This window comes from Microbacterium sp. Soil_C_42, from assembly GCF_057656735.1.
Map to the genome: position 1 here is coordinate 51240 of NZ_JBDGJU010000013.1, position 18466 is coordinate 69705.

Here is an 18466-nt window from a genome sequence, read left to right on the forward strand (position 1 = left end):
CGGAAGCGGCACGTGTGGCCGACACGGCGCGGGCCGGGGAAGGTCGAGTCGGCTCTCGATGCCGTGTCGCGCGTGAGTAGTGACGTCTTCGGCCGACTCGGCGCCGGCCGGGTGGACGGATGCGGAAGTCAGAGACGCGTGAACGTACCCGGGGCGAGCTCCGCGGTGCGGGACTCGCCGCCCGGGAGCTCGACCTCGATCGTGCGCGCACGGCGGTCGAGGTTGGCGACGAGCACCACGTCGCCGCCTGCGGTGCGGGCGCCGAGCGCCCAGACAAGCCCGTCGGGGGAGTCGCCGCGCAGGCCCGGCTCGCCGGCGCGCGCGGCGAGAGCGGCGACGGCATCGAACACGGGCAGGGTCGTGCCCTCGGCCGTGCGCAGCCCGCGCGGCCCCCATTCCTCGAAGTAGGCGAGCGTCGCGACGCCGGGCACCGCGAAGGCGGCCGCGCTGGCGACGGTCCACGCGGCCAGCTCGGGGGCGGCCTGGCGCGCGTCGACGGCGTCCGTCAGCGCCGAGCCGTAGCCGTCGCGCAGGTCGTCGTGGTCGGGCATCGGCGGCGGGGTCGTCGCCACGTCGTTGAAGTGCGGGCGCAGCGAGATCGGCCCGATGTGCACCGGCAGGCCGCCCGCGAGGCGCACGGCCTGCGCGGCGGCGACCCGCTGCATGGCGACGGACTCGACCAGCTGGGCGGTGCTCAGGCTGTGGAACAGCGGCGTGCTGCTGAACACGAGCCCGTCGAGGCCGCGCGGAAGGCGATGGTGCTCGCGGTTGAGTTCGGTGAAGTGCGAGCGTGCGCCGCCGACCACCTCGGCCTCGATGCCCGCCTCGGTGAGGGCGTGGCGGAGGGCGGCGATCGCATCGAGGTCGGAGACGTGTCGCGCCGGACCGGTCGGCGGGAACGCGGTGACGCGCGCGACCGACAGGCCGTGCAGCGCAGGTGCCGCACGGTCGATGGCGGCGGGGTCGGCGTCCGCGAGCACGAACCTCACGTCCAGGGGGAGTCCGGATGCCGCGGCGCGGTCGAGTGCCGCACGCCAGTTGCGCGTCGCGAGGTCGAGCTCGACGAGCACCGTTCCGCCGAGGGCTGCGAAGTCCGGGGCGGGGTCCGCAGCGGTCGATGCCGACACCCCGATCGCGGGCAGCGCCGGCCCCTCCTGGAGGCGGATGCGGGTCACCGGCTCGTCCACCACGGCGGCGGGGGTGCCCGATACGGCGATGTCGACCGATTGGACGACCCGCTCGCCCGCGGCGAGCAGGTAGGGGAAGGGGAGCGCGAGGGGACGGCTGTACGTCTTGTACGAGGCATCCGTCCAGTTGCGCTGGTCCTCCATCTCGAAGACGTCGCCCGCGAAACGCATGTCGACGTGGAGGCCGTCGTGCGTCCAGGCCAGGCCGGCGATGTCGAACGCGGGCTGATGAGGACTGATGCCGGCCGGGAACCGGGAGCGCACCACGGTGCCGTCGGAGTGGCGGACGTGCAGCGTGGAGCCCGCGAGCGTCGGCGGGTGGAGCACGACGAGGCCGGTGCGGTTGGTCTCGAACTCGGAGGCCGACTCGAGGTCGGCGAGCACGCGCAGGCGTCCGGCGCCGCGCACCTCGGCGCGGACGATGCCCCGGAGGTCGGAGCCGAGCCCGGTCGAGTGCACGTGCAGCGTCAGAGCGATGCCGGACGAGTCGATGCGGTCGACCACGAGACCGGCGGTGTCCCAGTTGCGATCGCGCACCACCGCGCGCACCGAGCGGAGCACGACGCTGCCGTGGTACGAGATGTCGGCGAGCTCGTCGTCACGGAGCTCGAGCGACCAAGGGCCGCTCCGCCACTCGCGCGCCGGTTCGCCGTTCCACAGGTCCGTCATCGTCCCATCCTCGTCCTCCGCGGTGAATCCTGCGCAACGTTCGTGGTTCTCGACCCTCGTCCCCCGTGTTCGGGGCGCGGAATCTCCGTTGGGGCGCAGAAGATGCGCCCCAACGGATGAAATGCGCCCCAAACCCCGAGTGGACGGGGGTCAGAGCGAGGTCATGCCGCCGTCGACCTGGAAGGTCGCACCCGTGGCGAAGGCGCCGTCGTCGCTGGCGAGGTACACCATGATGCCCGCGACGTCGTCGGGGGTGCCGGCGCGACCGATAGGGATGCGGCTGACGATCGCGGCGCGCGAGGCGGGGTCCTCGCTGATCGCGGCCACCAGCGGCGTCTCGGTGTAGGCGGGCTGCACCGTGTTCACGCGGATGCCGCGGTCGGCGTACGCCGCGGCGACCGTGCGGGCGAGGCCGTGCATACCGGCCTTCGACGCGCTGTAGGCGGTGAAGTCCTTGCCCTCGCCGTTGACCGCCGTCGGGCTGCCGGTGAGGATGATCGACCCGCCGCCTCGCGGCACCATGGTGCGCAGGGCGTGCTTGACCGTCAGGAACGTCCCTGTCAGGTTGATGTCGATCGTCCGGCGCCACACCTCCAGGTCGAGGTCGGCGGCCTGCGCATCCTGCCCGAACAGCTGCACGCCGGCGTTGGCCACCACGACGTCGGGCGCCCAACCGGCCGCCTCGACCTCGGCGAAGGCCGCGGCGACCGCGTCCTCGTCCGAGATGTCCATCGTGACGGCGCGGGCGTTCTCGCCGATCTCGGCGGCCGCCGCGGCCGCCCCCTCGCCGTTGCGGTCGGCGAGGATCACACGGGCCCCCTCACGGGCGAAGCGCCGGGCGACCGCGAGGCCGATGCCCAGTGCCCCGCCCGTGACGAGCGCGGTCTTGCCCTCGAGCTGTCCCATGGATCAGCGCTCGATGTGGTCGAGGTGGAGCATGCGCGCGAGGTTCTTGTCGAGCTCGTCGTCGCGGAAGATCTTCTTCCAGTCGTCCTTGATGATCGACTCGCGGCCGTAGTCCATGGCGATGAGGCACGCGTCCGAGAACGGGTTGTCGCCGCGCAGGCCGTTGGCGAGCGCCACCTGGGTGTGGCCGTACAGGATGCTGCGCGCCGCCGCCTCCGGAACGCCCATGGTGTTGATCGCCTCGTCGAGCGCCTCGTTGAGGAGCGCGCCGATCATGCAGGCGACGGTCTCTACGAGGGTCGGCTCGAGCTGCGCGAGCTGCTTGACGGTCACGAAGTGCACGTCGATGACGGGGGCGTAGATCGCGCGGACCGTGGCCTCGACGATGGCCTTGTGGGCCGGGTCGTCGCTCTCCACAGCCGCGATGGCGTCCTGCGGGGCGGCGATGCCGCCGAACGTGTCGGCCCACTCCTCCTTGGTGGTGCGCTCGAGGAACACCGACGGGTGGCACGGGTGCGCGACGGCCTGGATGACGTCCTCGCGGGTGGTGAGCAGGCCCGCATAGGCGGCGGCCGGGTCGAGCGTCAGCACGATCGCGCCCGACTTCAGCTGCGGCACGAGGTCGGCGGTGACGGGGCCGAGGGCGAGGTCGGGCACGGCCAGGACGACGATGTCGGCGTCGGCGACGGCGGTGGCGGCATCCGTCAGCTCACGACCGGCGTCGATGGTGCGCTGCTGGCCGGCGGGAGAGTTCTCGACGTACCAGACGGTGTGGTCGGTCTTGACGAGGTTGTTGGACACGCGCATGCCCATCTTCCCGCCGGCGCCGACGACGGCGATCTTGTACGTCTGTGTCGAAGTGGTGCTCATGTCGTGCTCCTCAGATATTCGATGGTGCGGCGGGTCCATTCCCGCTCGGTGCGGACGGTGGTCTCGGCATCCCCCTGCCAGGAGAGCCAGTGCTCGACGACCTCGTTGATTCCGCGCTCGCGAGGGCGCACGGTCTCGAGCAGGTGGGGGTAGTCGTGGAGGCCGTCGCCCATGGGCGCGCCCCCGTAGGTGAAGCCGACCCAGCCCGGCTGGCGGGCGAAGGCGAAGTCCTTGACGTGCACGTTCTTGACGTGCGCAGCGGTCTGCTCGACGCAGTCGCGCGGCCGCTCCAGGCGGGCGACGACGTTGGCGGGGTCGAGGCAGATGCCGATGTGCTCGCTGTCGATGCGCGCGACGAGGCCGACGAGGTCTTCCGTCGAGACCTGCTCGTAGGTCTCGAGGGCGAGTTCGACGCCGGCCGCCTCGAACGAGGGGAGCACGGCGCCGAGCCACTCCGCGGCCTGATCGAGGGTGGGACGGGTGTCTGCGGAGTAGAGCATGCTGCGCACCAGGGTGGTGTCGAACGCGCTCGCGAGATCGAGGAAACGGGTGAGCCGGTGCGGCTCGATGCCCTTGGTGCCCAGCTCGATCGTGAGCTCGAGGTCGCGCGCCGCGGCCGCAGCGTCGGCGAGCTCGGCGCCGGTCATGGTCTCGAGGGGTGCGTAGTCGCAGATCTGGAACAGGTCGACGCCGAGCTCCTTCGTCGCCTCGAACGCCCCGATGAGCGAGAGCGGCTCGGGCACCTGGTCGGAGTGCTGCCAGAAGAAGGCGTACGTCCCGAGGCCGATCATGCGTCCACCTCGCCCTCAGCCCTGTGAGACGACAGGTGGCCGCCGAGACCGTGGGGTTCAGGGCGTGTCGCGGCGAGCGCGGCGGCTTCGTCGAGGACGGCGGTGAGGGCGTCGGGGTCGTGGGCGAAGCGGCCGAGGAAGAGGCCGTCGACGGCTTGGCCGAGGCGGGTGAGCAGGCCGGGGCCGGCGGAGCCGCCGTAGATGACGACGCTGCCGGCGCGGTCGGGGTCGGCGTCGACGGCGGCGCGGAGGGCCCTGGTGACGGTGGCGATGTGCGTGTCGGGGGCGGGCTCGGCGGCGCCGATCGCCCACACCGGCTCGTACGCGACGATCACCGGACCGGCGGGGACGTCCTCGAGGTTCGCGGCGAGCTGCTCGACGTTCGCGAGCGCGGCGGCGGGCGCGCCGAGGTGCTCGGCTTCGCCGATGCAGAGCACCGGGGTGATGCCGTGGGTGAGGGCGGCGGTGGCTTTGCCGGCGGTGACGGTGTCGGTCTCGTCGAACAGGCGGCGGCGCTCGGCGTGGCCGATCTCGGCGACGGAGACGCCGACCTCGGCGAGCTCGGCCGCGGTGACCTCTCCGGTGTAGGCGCCGGGCGGGTAGGCGGAGACGTCCTGCGCGCCGACCAGCACCGGGGTGCCGGCGAACGCTTCGATGGCGGGGAGGATCTGCAGGTAGCTGGGGATGACGAAGAACCGCACGTCCCCGGCGGCCACGGCGGGGTGGCCGGCGGCGCGCTGCGCCACGTCGGCGAACCACGCGCGCGCCCGCTCGTGCCCGAAGTACGTCTTCAGGCTCACCCCGACCGTGACCTGCGCCATCAGCAGGACCCGGTGGTCTCGAACTCGTCGATGACGGCGACCTTGTCGGCGGACGCGGAGGTGGTGTCGAACCGGTAGGTCAGCCACTCGCGCACGAGGCGGCGGGCGAGCTCGATGCCGACGACGCGCTGGCCCATGGTGAGCACCTGCGCGTTGTTGGACAGCACGCCGCGCTCGACCGAGAACGAGTCGTGGGCGGTGACGGCGCGGATGCCGGGCACCTTGTTCGCCGCGATCGCGACGCCCAGGCCCGTGCCGCAGATCAGCAGCGCACGGTCGGCGTCACCGGCGGCGACCTGCTGGGCGGCCTCGATCGCGACCTTCGGGTACGGGGTGTGGCCGTCGGCGTCCACGCCCACGTCGATGACCTCGGCCACGCCGGGGTTGGCGAGGAGGTCCTTCTTCAGGATCTCCTTGTAATCGAAGCCGGCGTCGTCGGCGCCGATCACGATGCGCAGCGGCTCAGGGTTCTCAGACGGTGCCATGTGCGTTCTCCTTCTGGTCGTCGGCCGCGCGCGTCTGGGCGGCGAGTGTTTCTGCGATGGCGGTCACGATGAGCGCGAGCGAGATCGCGCCCGGGTCGGGGGTGCCCACGCTGTTCTGGCCGTGTGTGCGGGCGCGGCCCATGCGGGGCAGGAGCTCGGCGGTCGCGATCGCGGCGCGGGTGGCCGCATCCGCCGCCGCCCGCCACGCGTCGGTGAGGCCCGCGCCGGCATCCACGGCACCGGTGAGGGTGGTGCTGAACGGCACGAGCGCGTCGACGAGCGTCTTGTCGCCGACCTCGGCCTTGCCGTAGTCGGTGACCCCACGCGACCCTGCCGCGACCCCGGCGGCGATGGCGGCCGGATCGGGGCGGCCGGTGTCGCCGAGCTTCGCGGCGACGGCGTTCAAGATGACGCCCCACAGCGCGCCCGACGTGCCGCCGGCCTTGTCGGCCCACGCGTCGGCGGCGTGCGCGAGCGTGGTGCGCGCACCGGCACCGGCGTCGACGGCGACGGTCGCGGCGGCCAGCGCCGCGTGCGAGCCGCGCTGCATGCCGATGCCGTGGTCGCCGTCACCGGCGATCGCATCGATCCGGCCGAGCTCGTCGACGTGCTCGTCGACGGTGTCGACGATCGTGCGGACCGCGGCGAGCACGGTCCGGGCGACGGAACGGGATGCCTCGTCCCCGGGCTCGATCGCCTCGGCCACGGTCGCCGCGGTGTCGGCGACGGCGAGACGCTCCTGCGGGGCGACTGACCCGCGCCGGTAGGCGGGGGTGTCCACCGGGGTCTCCCACAGGCCGGCGAGCTCGTCGTCGAGCCAGAACAGCGTCAGCGACGTGCCGGCCATGTCGAAGCTCGTGCAGTACTCCCCGACGTGCGGGTCGACCAGCTCGAGGCCGGCGTCGGTGAGCAGCTGGGCGATGCGCCGGTAGACGACGAACATCTCCTCGTACTTCAACGACCCGAGGCCGTTCAGGATCGGCACCACCCGGGCGCCCGCGACCTGCACGCCGGCCGGCACCTCGCCCAGCAGGCGCGAGACCAGGAGTTCCGCGAGCCCGTCGGCGGTCGGGATGCCGGTCTCGTCGATGCCGGGTTCGCCGTGGATGCCGAGGCCGATCGCCATCCGCCCCTCCGGGACGGTGAACAGCGGCTTCTCGGCGCCGGGCAGCGTGCAGCCGGTGAACGCGACCCCGAACGAGCGGGTGCGCTCGTTCGCGTGACGGGCCAGCCGGGTGACCTCGGCGAGGTCGGCGCCCGCCTCGGCCGCGGCGCCCGCGATGCGGAACACCGTCAGGTCGCCCGCGATACCACGCCGCTTGTGCTTCTCGGAGGCGCTCGCGCTGACGATGTCGTCGGTCACCGTGACGGTCTCGCACGCGATGCCCTCAGCACGCAGCCGCTCCTGGGCCGCGTCGAAGTTGAGCACGTCGCCGGCGTAGTTGCCATAGGAGAAGAAGACGCCCGCGCCGTTGTCAGCGGCCTTCGCCACGTTGTACACCTGCTGCGTCGAGGGCGACGCGAACAGGTTGCCCATCGCCGCGCCGTGCGCGAGCCCCGGACCCACCAGCCCGCCGAACGCCGGGTAGTGGCCCGAGCCGCCGCCCACCACGACCGCAACCTGACCCGCCGGCGACACCGTCGAACGCACCACGCCGCCCGGCACCCGTCGCACGTACCGCTCGTTCGCCGCGACGAACCCGTCGATCATCTCGTCGGCGAAATCCGCCGGCTCATTCCACAACCGCGTCATCGCGCATCCCCCTGGGGGTCTGCCGCGGTGTGCAGAGCCTCGGCGTCCACGGCGGGTGCCGTGTGCGTGCTCTCCGCTGCGTCGTCGACGACGACCGCGTTGATGCGGTTGCTGCGGGCCAGCAGCACCATCAGCACCGCCGAGACGAGCATGACGAAGCCGACGATGAACATCGGGACCTCGTAGCCGCCGGTCCAGTCGTGCACGAAGCCTGTGACGAACGGAGCCGAGAAGCCCGCCAGGTTGCCGATCGTGTTGATCAGCGCGACACCTGCGGCCGCAGCGGCGCCCGTGAGGAAGCGCGTCGGCAGCGTCCAGAAGTTCGGCAGCGCGGCGAAGATCGCGCACGCGGTGATCGTGATGACCGCGATGGTGGCCGCCGGCGAACCGGTGAAGAGGGCGATCGGGATGCTGACGGCACCGGCGATCGCGGGACCCGCGATGTGCCACGTCTTGAGGCCGCGCTTGGAGGCGTCTCGCGACCAGAAGTACATGACGACGGCGGCCGGCAGGTACGGGATCGCGGTGATGAGGCCCTTCTGGAGCGTGTCGAAGGTCTGACCGGTCTGGCTCTGGAACCCCTCGATGATCGTGGGGAGGAAGAACGCGAGTGCGTACAGGCCGTAGATGAAGCCGAAGTAGATGAACGAGAGCACCCACACGCGACCGCTCTTGAAAGCGAAGCGCGCCGACACGTGGCCGTGCTCCTTCTTCTGCGTGGCGGCCTTCTCGCGGTCGAGCGCGTCGGTCAGCCAGACCTGCTCGTCACGGGTGAGCCACTTCGCGTCGGCCGGCTTGTCCTTGAGGTAGAACCACGCGATGACACCGACGATGATCGCCGGGATCGCGACGCCGAAGAACATGAAGCGCCAGCCCTCGAGGCCGAAGAACACCTCGTGCTGCTGGATGAGCCATCCGGCCAGCGGGGCGCCGATGACGGTGGTGAGCGGCTGCGCCAGGTAGAAGAGCATGAGGATGCGGCCGCGGTACTGCGCGGGCACCCAGAGGCTGAGGAAGAGGATCGCGCCGGGGAAGAAGCCGGCCTCGGCGACGCCGAGGAGGAAGCGCAGCACGACGAGCTGCTCGAAGTTCTGCACCCACGTGAACAGCAGCGCGACGATGCCCCAGCTCACCATGATGCGCGAAAGCCAGCGGCGGGCGCCGAACTTGTGCAGCGCCAGGTTCGAGGGCACCTCGAGAAGGATGTAGCCGATGAAGAAGACGCCCGAGGCGAATCCGAACTGAGCGGCGCTCAGCGCGAGGTCTTCGTTCATGCCGTTGGGGGCGGCGAAGCCGATCGCGGTGCGGTCGAGGTAGTTGATGAAGAACATCAGCGCGACGAACGGCACGAGGCGGATCGACACCTTGCGGATGGCGGATCGCGCGACGGGGGGCGCGTCGGCGACGGTCTGGTTCTGGTCCACGGTGACTCCTGCTCATCGACGGTGATCGAGGTGGTTTCCGACGACCATTGTGACAAACCGGTTGACCAATTGCAAGTGAGAATGGATGCCGCGGCCGCGCGCTGCCGCGTCACCCGCGGCGCTGTGCCCACGCCGAACCGCGACGCAGCTCGGCGTCAGGCGACGCGGCGGGCTGCAGCATCCGCGATCTCGAACTCGAGCGTCTCGCCGCCGGGGCTCGTCGCGGAGATGCGCAGCTCGACATCGCCGAAGCGCTGCGTCCAGACGTCGGGCTCGCCCGCGTGTGCGGTGATCGCATCGTGCGCGGCGTCGTCGTCGAGCGTCTCGTACACGACCCAGCTTCCGCGGCCGACCCGCGCGGACCGCGAACGCTCGGGATCGCACAGCCAGGCGGCGATCAGCACGGTCGCGCCCGACTGCGCGTGGGCGCGCAGCGCCTCGAGCGTCGTGCGGGGGAGCCGGCTGCCCGCGACCACGACGAGACCGGCGTCGGCGAGCTGATCGGCACGCACGTGCTCGTCGAACACGAGGGTGCTGCGCGTCGGCTGGAACAGCCCGTGCATGCGGGTCGGCTCGGCGGCGCCCTCGTCGAGGGGGAACTGCGGACGGGGGATGCCGTTCAGCTCGTGGCGGGGGAAGTCGTAGCCGGGGATGTGGAGGCAGCTCCCGTGGTCGGGGAGCTGCCCGTGGCTGAGCGCGTTCCAGGCCGCGAAGACGCTGCGGGAGGTGGCGGGCGCCGTCGTCGCACGGTTGCCGAACGGCCGCGCGGCGCGGCCGAAGTCGCTGTCGTCGGCATGGACGAGGGCGATGTCGGGGCGGGCATCGCGATGGCTCCAGCGGAGCGGATGCCTCGGCACGAAGTCGCGGACGAACTCCCGCCACACCTCGCCGTGGGCGGTGCGCTCGAACGCCCCCGCACCGCGGTGCCGCACGAGCACGTCGATGTTCTCGACGAACAGCCGCGTCGGGGCGAACAGGTACGCCAGGCGCAGCGCCGACGCGAACTCGGCAGGCGAGTGCCCGGGAAAGCCCGGGGCGCGGGTGAGCCAGGGCCCGATGTCGGGGCCCCAGAGATCCGCGCAGATCCACAGCTCGCGCCCGTACTGGAGGGCCGCACCCAGAGCGGTGCCCAGTTGCAGCGGCTGGAACGACTCCTTCATCACCTTGGGTGTCGGCGTCATCCCGGCGCGGGCGAGCGTATGGAACATCACCGGGAACACCTGCTCGGCGAGCACCGGAACAGCCGCGGAGCGCGCCGCGGCGGTCGCGGCGTGGATATCGCGCACGATGCCGCGCACGGTGTCGTCGATCACCGCGACGGCCTCGTCCGCCCCGAGACCCTCGGTCTGACCGAAGTGGGGCAGGTGGGCGTCATGGCGGTACTGATCGGCGTGGATCTGGAGGTGTTCGGGCTCGTCGTACAGCACGCCGGCGAGCACGCCGGCGGCCGCGGCATCCCGGATCAACTCGGCCGGGAGGTCGTACCGGTTCGTGCCGTCGGTGAAGGGCCCGTTGATGTTGCCGTACTCGTTGCCCAGCACGAGGTCGATACCGGCGTCGGCGAGATCGCCGAGCAGTGCGCCGTGGTCGGCGTGGGTCGGGATCACGTGATGCACGTAGAAGTCGGCGCCGAGGTCACCGAGCACTCCCACGAACTCGCGCGGCGTCGGCGGCGGATCCTGCGACGGGATGGGGATGCCGGTCCCCGTGCGCATGATCTCGTCCGAGGCGGCCCCCGCCCAGGGGTCCTGGAACGCGACCACCGGCCCCTGGATGCCGAGGGACGGCCGGCTCGGGGCGGGGCTGGATGAGGGGGCTGCGGATTCGTCGACGGGCACGGGGAGGCTCCTCGGAGGTGGAAGGGAGGTGCGTGCGGCGGCCGACGTCGCGTGGAGCCGGCCGCCGCGCGGGACGGGTTACTGGTTCAGCACCACGTCCATCTCGGCGAAGAACTGCTCGACGGCCTGGTCGACCGTGAGCGTGCCGAAGTTCAGCTCCTCCGTCAGCTCGCGGAACTTCTCGTGCAGCGAGCCGTAGCCGACGACCGGCGCCGGCGGCGCGTCGCCCAGCCGGTCGGCGATCGACGCCTCGTAGTCAACGATGTCCTGGCTCACCGGGTCCAGCTCCGCGGCATCCCGTGCCGTCGCCGAAGCCGGCAGGCCGCGGTTGGTGCCGAAGATCTCGCCCGACTCCGGCGAGTTGATGAGGAAGTCGATGAGCGTGGCCGCCGCGGCGGGGTGCTCCGAGTTCGCCGCGATGGAGTACATCTGCGACGCCTTGAGGTAGAGGTCCTTCGCGCCGTCCACCGACAGCGGAGGTGCCTGCAGCGTGACCTCGTTGCCCTCGCCCAGGTTCGCGAGGTAGCCCGCGAGGAAGTTGTCCGTCTGCGTGTCGCTCGCGCCGAGTCCGGCGTCGAAGGCGGTCAGCGGCTGCACCTCGGCGACCCGCTGCTGGGGCACGAAGGCGCCGCCCTCGCGCGCGTCGGCGCCCTCTTCCCAGTACTCCGTGAGGCGCTCCTCGTCGAAGCCGGGGTTGCCCTCGTCGTCGAAGAGGTCCTTGCCCTCGGCGCGCAGCTGCATCTCGAAGTTCACGAAGCGCGAGGACGGGTCGACGCCGCCCCAGACGTCCGGCACGCCGGCTGCCTGCGCGGCGTCGGTCACCTCGGCGACCCACTCGTAGTACTCATCCCACGTCCCGCCGGCGAACGGCTCGACGCCGACCTCGTCGAGGGTCGTCGTGTTCATGAACATCGACCAGGCGTTCGTGGAGATCGGCACCGCCGTGGTGACCCCCTCGACCACGCCGGCGCCGAGCACCGACGGCTCGATCGGATCGGTCTGGATGATGCTGCCGAGGTACGGCTCGAGGTCGAGCAGCGAGCCGCTCTGCGAGTACTGGCGGATGTAGGCGAGATCCATCGTGACCACGTCGGGCAGGCCCCCGCCGCTGGCCTCGATCTGGCGCTTCTCCCAGTAGTCGTTGGGGGAGAGGAACAGCACGGAGACATCGATGTTGGGGTTCTGCTCCTCGAACACGGCGATCGCCTCGTTGTAGAGCTCGGCGCGCACGTCGTTGCCCCAGAAGGTGAAGGTGATCGACGCTTCCTCGTCGGGGTCGAGGGTCGGCTGGCTGCTCGCGGGGGCGGCGGACGCGCAGCCCGTGAGTCCGGCGAGGGCGATCAGGCCCACCCCCGCCACTCCCGCGATGAGCTTCCTGGTTCGGAACTTCATTGTGATCGACCTCTCGTCTTCGAGCTTCAGGAAACGTTTTCTTGTTTAGCTGTGAGAAAGGCGACCGACGTCGCCTGTGCACAGTCTGACAAACCGGTTGACCGAAAGCAATCCCGGAATCGTCGCGACTGCCGTAAGTTGTTCGCATGCCCGCCTACCCCGACGATCGCTCGGCCGAGATCACGGCGGCCCTGGGCGCCCTTCCGACCGGCACACCGGTGTCAGAGGTCGCCCGCCGCCTGATGGACCTCTTCACGAGCGGCGACCTCGAGGCCGGCACCCGTCTGCCCCCGGAGCGACAGCTGGCCACGACGCTCGGCGTCGGGCGGTCCGCGGTGCGAGAGGCGCTCGCGGCGCTGGAGATCCTCGGCATCGTCGACGTGCGTCCCGGCTCGGGCACGTACCTCCGCGGCACCGCGAGCGAGCTGCTTCCGCAGACGCTGCGCTGGGGGCTCCTCATCGGACAGAAGAACACGGCCGAGCTGCTCGAGCTGCGCTCGGGGCTCGAGATCTACGTCGCGCGGCTCGCCGCGGGCAGGGCCGCGGCATCCGATCTCCGCGCGATCGCAGGGTCCCTCGAGCGCATGCGGTCCGGAGTGGGCGACCTCAAGGCCTTCGCGCGCGCGGACCTCGACTTCCACCACGCGCTCGCCGCGGCCGCGGGCAACGACACGCTGATCGACCTGCTGCACGTGGTGCGGTCGCTGCTGCAGGTGTACGCCGACCGGGCCGTCCACGACGAGGCCGAGGCGCGCACCGCCATCGACGAGCACGACGCCGTCTTCCGCGCGATCGAGGCGCAGGACGAGGACGGCGCCGCCTCCGCGATGGCCCTCCACATGGCGACCGCCTCGCAGCGCCTCGCGGCCGAAGCCGCACACTGACCCGGATCGTCCGAAGGAGGCGCGATGCCGCGCAATTGGGCTGGAACGTACGAGTACGCCGCGCACCGGATCGTCGAGGCGACGTCGGTCGACGACGTCCAGCGGGTGCTGCGTGAGCCGGGGCGCGTGCGCGCGCTCGGCACGCGGCACTCGTTCACCGATCTCCCCGACACCACCGGCACGCTCGTCGATGTGACCGGGTTCGCGGCCGAGTTCGAGCTCGACGAGGCCGCGCAGACGGTCACGGTGCCCGCCGGCATCCGCTACGGAGTGCTCGCCGTGTGGCTCGACGACCGCGGGTGGGCGCTCGGGAACATGGGTTCGCTGCCGCACATCAACGTCGGCGGGGCGACGGCGACGGGCACTCACGGCTCGGGCGACGCGAATCCGGTGCTCTCGGCCTCCGTCCGGGCACTGCGCTACGTCGGAGCCGACGCCGAGATGCACGAGGTGCGCCGCGGCGACCCCGTCTTCGACGCCCTCGTCGTGGGCCTCGGCGCCTACGGCATCGTGGTGTCGCTCACCCTCGACGTCGTGCCCGCGTTCCGTGTGCGGCAGGACATCTACACCGGCATCACGTGGGAGGCCGCTCTCGCCGACTACGACGCCCTCACCTCCGCCGGATACAGCGTGTCGGTGTTCTCGCGCTGGGAGGAGCCGTCGGTCGGCTACGTGTGGCTGAAGACGCGCCTGGACGCGGACGACGACCCCGTGCCCGACACGATCCTCGACGGCGTCCGCGCGACGGAGGGCGACTCGCCCCTCGGCGTGGAGGACAACATCACCGAGATCGCAGGCGTCCCCGGACCGTGGATGCTGCGCCTGCCGCACTTCCGCCTCGACGCCGAGCCGTCGTTCGGCGACGAGATCCAGAGCGAGTACTTCGTGGCACGCGCCGATGCGCGGGCAGCGCTGGAGGCGGTGCGGACGCTGGGCGACAGCATCCGTCCCCATCTCATCTGGACCGAGCTGCGCACCGCCGCCGCCGACGAGCTGTGGCTGAGCCCGGCCTACCGTCGCGACGTCGTGATCATCCACTTCACCTGGTACAACCACCCCGACGACGTCGCCGCCGCCGTCGCACGCGTCGAGGCCGCGCTCGAGCCCTTCGACGCGCGCCCGCACTGGGGCAAGGTCCACGGCTTCGACCGCGCTGCGATCGAGCGCGTGCACCCGCGTCTCGCCGACGCGCGCGCGGTGTTCGAGCGCCTCGACCCCGAGGGCCGCTTCTCGAACGCGCACCTCGAGCGCCTCGGCGTGCGCGAAGCCCGCTGACCGGGCTCGATGGACGTCGCAATGAAGCCCCGGACGGTCGCGGCATGAGCGATCAGCGATTTCCGCGTGCGGTGTTCTCGCGAGGGACCGAGCCCGACGCCCGATTCACGCTCGCCAACGAGCGCACCTTTCTCGCGTGGATCCGCACGGCGCTCGCCCTGATCGCGGGCGGCGTCGCGCTCGAGGTGCTCGGGCTCGACCTCCACCCGGGGCTCCGCCTGGCGGCGTCCCTGGTGCTCGTCGCCGTCGGAATCCTCACGCCGGCGCTCGCCTGGCTCGGCTGGATGCGCACCGAGCTCGCGCTCCGCGAGCGCAGGCCCCTGCCGACCTCGCCGCTCGGGGTCATCCTCGGCTCCTCGGTGACGCTGGCCGGCATCCTCGTGATCCTGGCGATCCTGCTGCGATGACCGCGCTCTTCGACGACGGCCTGCAGCCCGAGCGCACCGAACTGGCGTGGCGGCGCACAGCCCTGGCACTCGCCGTGGGCTCGCTCGTGGCGTTCCGTCTCCTGCCCTCGGCGTTCGGCGATGCCTGGTGGGCGCTCGGCGGCGTCGTCGGCCTGCTGGCCGCCGGATGGCTCTACCTCGGCGCGCGACGGCGCTACCGCCGCGTGAACGAGGTTCTCCGCCGGGAGGGCGACAGGGCGAGGATGCCGAGCGCCGGTGTCCTCGGCATGCTCGCCCTGTTCGTCCTCGGTGTCGGGATCACGAGCCTCGCGGTCGTTCTCGCCGTGGCCGCAGGCGGCGGCGCAGCGGTCTGATCGGCGTCGCTCGCGCGGCAGCCCGCGTGCCCGGATCCGGTCAGTCGGCGACGCGGATCGCGCGCACGGCCATGAACTGGCGGCCGGGAAGCGGCACCCGCACCGTGGTGCGGTGGGTGCCCTCCAGGCGCTCGACGGTCATGTTCCACGTGTCGATGACGTCGATCGTCCATTCCCCGTCGCCGAGCACGACGTTGCGGAAGCGGGGACGGTTGAAGCCGAAGTAGCCGACGCGGTGGGCGTCACTGCCGCCCCAGGGCACGTCCCAGTCGGAGGGGAGGGGGTCCCAGACTCCGTCGGGGGCGTCGGCGAGCAGCCGCTCGAGGAAGCCGATGCGGTCGGGGGAGGTGCCGTGCAGGGCGCCGCCCTTCGACCACCACAAGACCTCGTCGTCGAGCCCGAGCGCCGAGGGGAGGTAGGTCTCTCCGTGGCCGACGTAGCCGCCGCGGACCGCACCCTCCCAGAAGCGGCGGGTCATCTCCTCGCCCGTGATATTGCCCCAGCCCTGGTCGATGTCGCCTTCGTAGGCGCACTCGTCGATCACGACGGGCTTGCCCCACTTCTCGCGCCACTCGTCGGTGTTCTCGGCGGTGCGGTAGACGTCGACGCGCTGGATGCTCACGTGGGTGATCCACGGCTTGGCGTAGTCGTAGAGCGGGCGGCAGTTGTGGATCGAGTTGAGGTGGCCGAACGGGTCCTCCTCGCCGACGATCGCGGCCAGGCGCTCCCAGTCGGCACCGGTCTTCGACCACAGCAGGTCGTACTCGTTCGCCATCGACCACCACACGTTCGAGAACGCGGCGAGGCGGCGCACCGCGTAGCGCAGGTACCGCTCGTCGACGGCGGGCCCGAGGTCGGCGAAGCCCCACCGGTCGTACGCGTGGAACAGGATGAGGTCGGCCTCGATGCCCAGCTCGCCGAGCTGCGCGATGCGCTGCTCGAGCCGCCGGAAGTGCGCGGGGTCGAACCGCACGAGATCGAACCCGTCCTCGAGCGAGCCGGGGAACACGAAGTCGGCCGGCTCGTTCGCGTTGAACAGGTACGACTTCGGGAACAGGCACATGCGGATCTTCGTGAACGGCGCCTCGGCGAGCGTCCGCAGCGTCTGCTCCTGCAGTTCGTCGCTCTGGTGGGTCCACACGTACGCGGTCGTGCCGAGCGGACGGTGGCGCGTGCCGTCGGCGTGACGGAAGTGGAACCCGTCCACCCGCACGGGTCCGTGCGAGCCGTCGCGCGCGGCGGTCACCGTGACGGTGCCGGCGATCGCGTCGAGGGAGCGCGCGGTCGACCGGGTCACGAAGGTCCAGTCGCCCTCGGCGTCGGCGAGGGCGCGCACGAGGTAGCGGCCGTCGCCGTCGTAGAAGCCCCCCACGCGGACCGTCGAGCCGTCGGGCCGTGTGAACACGGCATCGAGCTCGACGTCGACGAACGGGTTGCCGTGGCTGGGCCCTTCGAAGCCCACCTCGAGAACGCCCCACTGCGGCGTCGGGGAGGGAAGGACGACGGATGCTGAGCCCCGCGTCACCTCGTCGCCCTCGTAGGCCGGGTCGGGGCTGATCGCCGGCGCGTAGGGCGCTCGTTCGTCGTCGCCGTCCTCGATGCCCGCGAGCGCCTCCCACAGGAGTTCCTGCGCCTCGGGGTCCTCGAGGGCGGGGACGAGCGCCACGAGCTGACCGAGCCGCACGCCGCGGTACTGCGCCGCCATCGGCGACGCCGCGATGCCGGGCAGATGGGTCTCGAGCACGGCGCGGCCGGCGGGGCTGTCGAGGGTGTCTCCGAAGGTGGAGGCGCGGTCGAACACGGGGTTCCTTCCGGTCAGCGGGTGGAGTTCAGAGGGCGGCGGTGTGTGGCGGTGCCCGACAGCGGCGCGGGTGCCGTCATTCGTCGTCTCCTTCCGCGACCCAGCGCAGCACGGCGACGTCGCCCTGGACGGCGTACACGCCGATGACGCGACCGGTGAACGACTCGGTGACCTCGGAGGAGAGGAAGCGGCCGTCGATCTGGGCGAGTTCGACGCGCCCGCCGCCGTCGGGGGTGAACCCGAGGTGGAACATGTCGCTGGTCGAGACGATGCCCCGTCCCGGTGCCGGCCGGCGCGAGTCGAGGTGCAGGTCGACGACGTCCGTGGCGAGCGGGGCGCTCCATTCCTGGTGCAGCCCGCCGAGCGAGGCGCGGGCCGTGACGGTTCCGTCGCCGGCCTCGACCTCGATGCGGAAGCCCTCGTCGTAGCGCACCGCGAGCCCGCCGACGCCGGCGCTCACGTCGATGCGCACGGTGACCGCGTTGTTCAGGTGCTCCTGACGGCGGCCCACGAAGACCGGTCGCGAGTCGGCGAGCGTGGTGCCGTCGGCGTGCAGTACGAGCGCACCCGAGCGTGCGTCGAGGTCGGCGATCTCGGTGGGCAGGCGTCGGACGGCGATCCACTCGCGGTCGAGCGGGGCGTCGAAGCCGACCTCGACGCGCGTGCCCGGCCGGGGGTTGCGCTCGACCGGGGCGATCGTCGGCCAGCCGTCGGTCCACGTGACGGGGGTGACGAACGTCTCGCGGCCGAGCGCCGAGAACGCGCGGGTTCCGCTGCGCGGGCGCACCCCCAGGAGCACGCAGAGCCACTGCCCGCCGGGGCCGACGACGAGGTCGCCGTGGCCGGTGTTCTGGATCGGGCGCGGCGTCGAGCGTGCCGAGACGAGCGGGTTGCCCGGTGCGCCGGTGAACGGGCCCTCGGGCGAGTCGCCGCGCGCGATCGAGATCGAGTGCCCGCGCTCGGTGCCGCCCTCGGCGATCAGCAGGTACCACGCGCCGTCGACCTCGTAGATGTGCGGGGCCTCCGGGAACATCAGCCCGGTGCCTGACCACAGCGAGCGCGGCTCCTCGAGCGCGCGGTGCGTCGCCAGGTCCACCCGCACCTGCTGGATGCCGAGGTGCGCGGGCTGGTTGGGGTCGAGCGACCCGGTCAGCTGCAGCCCCGAGAACGTCACGTAGCAGGTGCCGGCGGCATCCCAGGCGATGTCGGGGTCGATGCCCTCGATCGTGCCGGTGCCGTCGGCCTTGACGAGCAGCGTGCCGTCGCTCCACGGGCCCGCGGCATCCGTCGCCGTGAAGTGCAGCATGCCGCGGCCCATCGCGTCGGTGATGACGAGGTGGAACTCGCCGTCGTGATGACGGATCGTCGGCGCCCACGCGCCGCCCCCGGTCGGCACGGTCTCGACGCCGAGCTGGCCCGGGCGCGTGGCCACGTGGCCGATGAGCTCCCACGTCTCGAAGTCGGTCGAGCGGTGGATCGGGATGCCCGGCAGATACTCGAACGTCGAGGTCGCGAGGTAGTACACGCCGTCCACCGCCACGACGCTGGGGTCGGGGTGGAAGCCGTTGATGAGGGGGTTGTAGAGCGTGGTCACGAGGTTCCTTCCGAGG

The 18466-nt window shown here is 71.7% G+C and carries 16 protein-coding genes; 4 read left to right on the plus strand and 12 right to left on the minus strand.

Going from position 1 to position 18466, the window contains the following annotated elements; genetic code table 11:
* Window positions 1-128: 128 nt before the first annotated feature.
* From AC3A46_RS10065 to AC3A46_RS10110, 10 genes are all read right to left on the minus strand, one after another.
* Complete coding sequence (locus tag AC3A46_RS10065; RefSeq protein WP_487665060.1) at window positions 129-1856, minus strand: D-apionate lactonase family protein; 1728 nt, start codon at window positions 1854-1856, stop codon at window positions 129-131.
* A gap of 150 nt (window positions 1857-2006) precedes the next feature.
* The gene (locus tag AC3A46_RS10070) at window positions 2007-2762 is read right to left on the minus strand and encodes an SDR family NAD(P)-dependent oxidoreductase (RefSeq protein WP_487665061.1); all 756 of its coding nucleotides are present in this window, start codon (window positions 2760-2762) and stop codon (window positions 2007-2009) included.
* Between the two features lie 3 nt (window positions 2763-2765).
* Complete coding sequence (locus AC3A46_RS10075; RefSeq protein WP_487665062.1) at window positions 2766-3632, minus strand: phosphogluconate dehydrogenase C-terminal domain-containing protein; 867 nt, start codon at window positions 3630-3632, stop codon at window positions 2766-2768.
* The gene (locus tag AC3A46_RS10080) at window positions 3629-4423 is read right to left on the minus strand and encodes a sugar phosphate isomerase/epimerase family protein (protein WP_487665063.1); all 795 of its coding nucleotides are present in this window, start codon (window positions 4421-4423) and stop codon (window positions 3629-3631) included. Before AC3A46_RS10080 ends, AC3A46_RS10075 begins: the two co-directional genes overlap by 4 nt.
* The gene (locus tag AC3A46_RS10085; RefSeq protein WP_487665064.1) at window positions 4420-5244 is read right to left on the minus strand and encodes a triose-phosphate isomerase family protein; all 825 of its coding nucleotides are present in this window, start codon (window positions 5242-5244) and stop codon (window positions 4420-4422) included. The genes AC3A46_RS10080 and AC3A46_RS10085 overlap by 4 nt, the downstream gene beginning before the upstream one ends.
* Entirely contained in the window at window positions 5244-5729 is a 486-nt protein-coding gene (locus AC3A46_RS10090; RefSeq protein ID WP_487665065.1) for a ribose-5-phosphate isomerase, read from the minus strand. The genes AC3A46_RS10085 and AC3A46_RS10090 overlap by 1 nt, the downstream gene beginning before the upstream one ends.
* Complete coding sequence (locus tag AC3A46_RS10095) at window positions 5716-7482, minus strand: dihydroxyacetone kinase family protein (RefSeq protein WP_487665066.1); 1767 nt, start codon at window positions 7480-7482, stop codon at window positions 5716-5718. Before AC3A46_RS10095 ends, AC3A46_RS10090 begins: the two co-directional genes overlap by 14 nt.
* Entirely contained in the window at window positions 7479-8906 is a 1428-nt protein-coding gene (locus AC3A46_RS10100) for an MFS transporter (RefSeq protein ID WP_487665067.1), read from the minus strand. Before AC3A46_RS10100 ends, AC3A46_RS10095 begins: the two co-directional genes overlap by 4 nt.
* Before the next feature lie 155 nt (window positions 8907-9061).
* On the minus strand, window positions 9062-10744 hold the full coding sequence (locus tag AC3A46_RS10105; protein WP_487665068.1) for a hypothetical protein: 1683 nt from the start codon (window positions 10742-10744) through the stop codon (window positions 9062-9064).
* Window positions 10745-10822: 78 nt separating this feature from the next.
* Window positions 10823-12136 carry an ABC transporter substrate-binding protein gene (locus tag AC3A46_RS10110; RefSeq protein WP_487665069.1) on the minus strand — a complete coding sequence of 438 codons (1314 nt, stop codon included), beginning with the start codon at window positions 12134-12136 and terminating at the stop codon, window positions 10823-10825.
* A gap of 146 nt (window positions 12137-12282) precedes the next feature.
* Between AC3A46_RS10110 and AC3A46_RS10115 the strand changes: the two genes are divergently transcribed.
* From AC3A46_RS10115 to AC3A46_RS10130, 4 genes are read left to right on the plus strand one after another with little or no spacing between them, the layout of a single operon-like run.
* Window positions 12283-13020: a FadR/GntR family transcriptional regulator gene (locus AC3A46_RS10115; protein WP_487665070.1), complete on the plus strand. Its 738-nt coding sequence runs from the start codon at window positions 12283-12285 to the stop codon at window positions 13018-13020.
* A 24-nt stretch (window positions 13021-13044) separates the two neighbouring features.
* Window positions 13045-14295 carry a D-arabinono-1,4-lactone oxidase gene (locus AC3A46_RS10120; RefSeq protein ID WP_487665071.1) on the plus strand — a complete coding sequence of 417 codons (1251 nt, stop codon included), beginning with the start codon at window positions 13045-13047 and terminating at the stop codon, window positions 14293-14295.
* Window positions 14296-14339: 44 nt separating this feature from the next.
* Window positions 14340-14702 (plus strand): YidH family protein, encoded by a 363-nt coding sequence (locus tag AC3A46_RS10125; RefSeq protein WP_487665072.1) that lies wholly within the window; start codon window positions 14340-14342, stop codon window positions 14700-14702.
* A complete protein-coding gene (locus AC3A46_RS10130) occupies window positions 14699-15055 on the plus strand; it encodes a DUF202 domain-containing protein (protein WP_487665073.1) in 357 nt (118 codons plus the stop codon). Before AC3A46_RS10125 ends, AC3A46_RS10130 begins: the two co-directional genes overlap by 4 nt.
* A 40-nt stretch (window positions 15056-15095) precedes the next feature.
* On the opposite strand, the gene AC3A46_RS10135 is transcribed toward AC3A46_RS10130, so the two are convergent.
* Both AC3A46_RS10135 and AC3A46_RS10140 read right to left on the minus strand, forming a co-directional pair.
* A complete protein-coding gene (locus AC3A46_RS10135) occupies window positions 15096-16856 on the minus strand; it encodes a DUF5605 domain-containing protein (RefSeq protein ID WP_487665074.1) in 1761 nt (586 codons plus the stop codon).
* A 76-nt stretch (window positions 16857-16932) separates the two neighbouring features.
* Window positions 16933-18450 carry a glycoside hydrolase family 43 protein gene (locus AC3A46_RS10140; protein WP_487665075.1) on the minus strand — a complete coding sequence of 506 codons (1518 nt, stop codon included), beginning with the start codon at window positions 18448-18450 and terminating at the stop codon, window positions 16933-16935.
* Window positions 18451-18466: the final 16 nt, after the last annotated feature.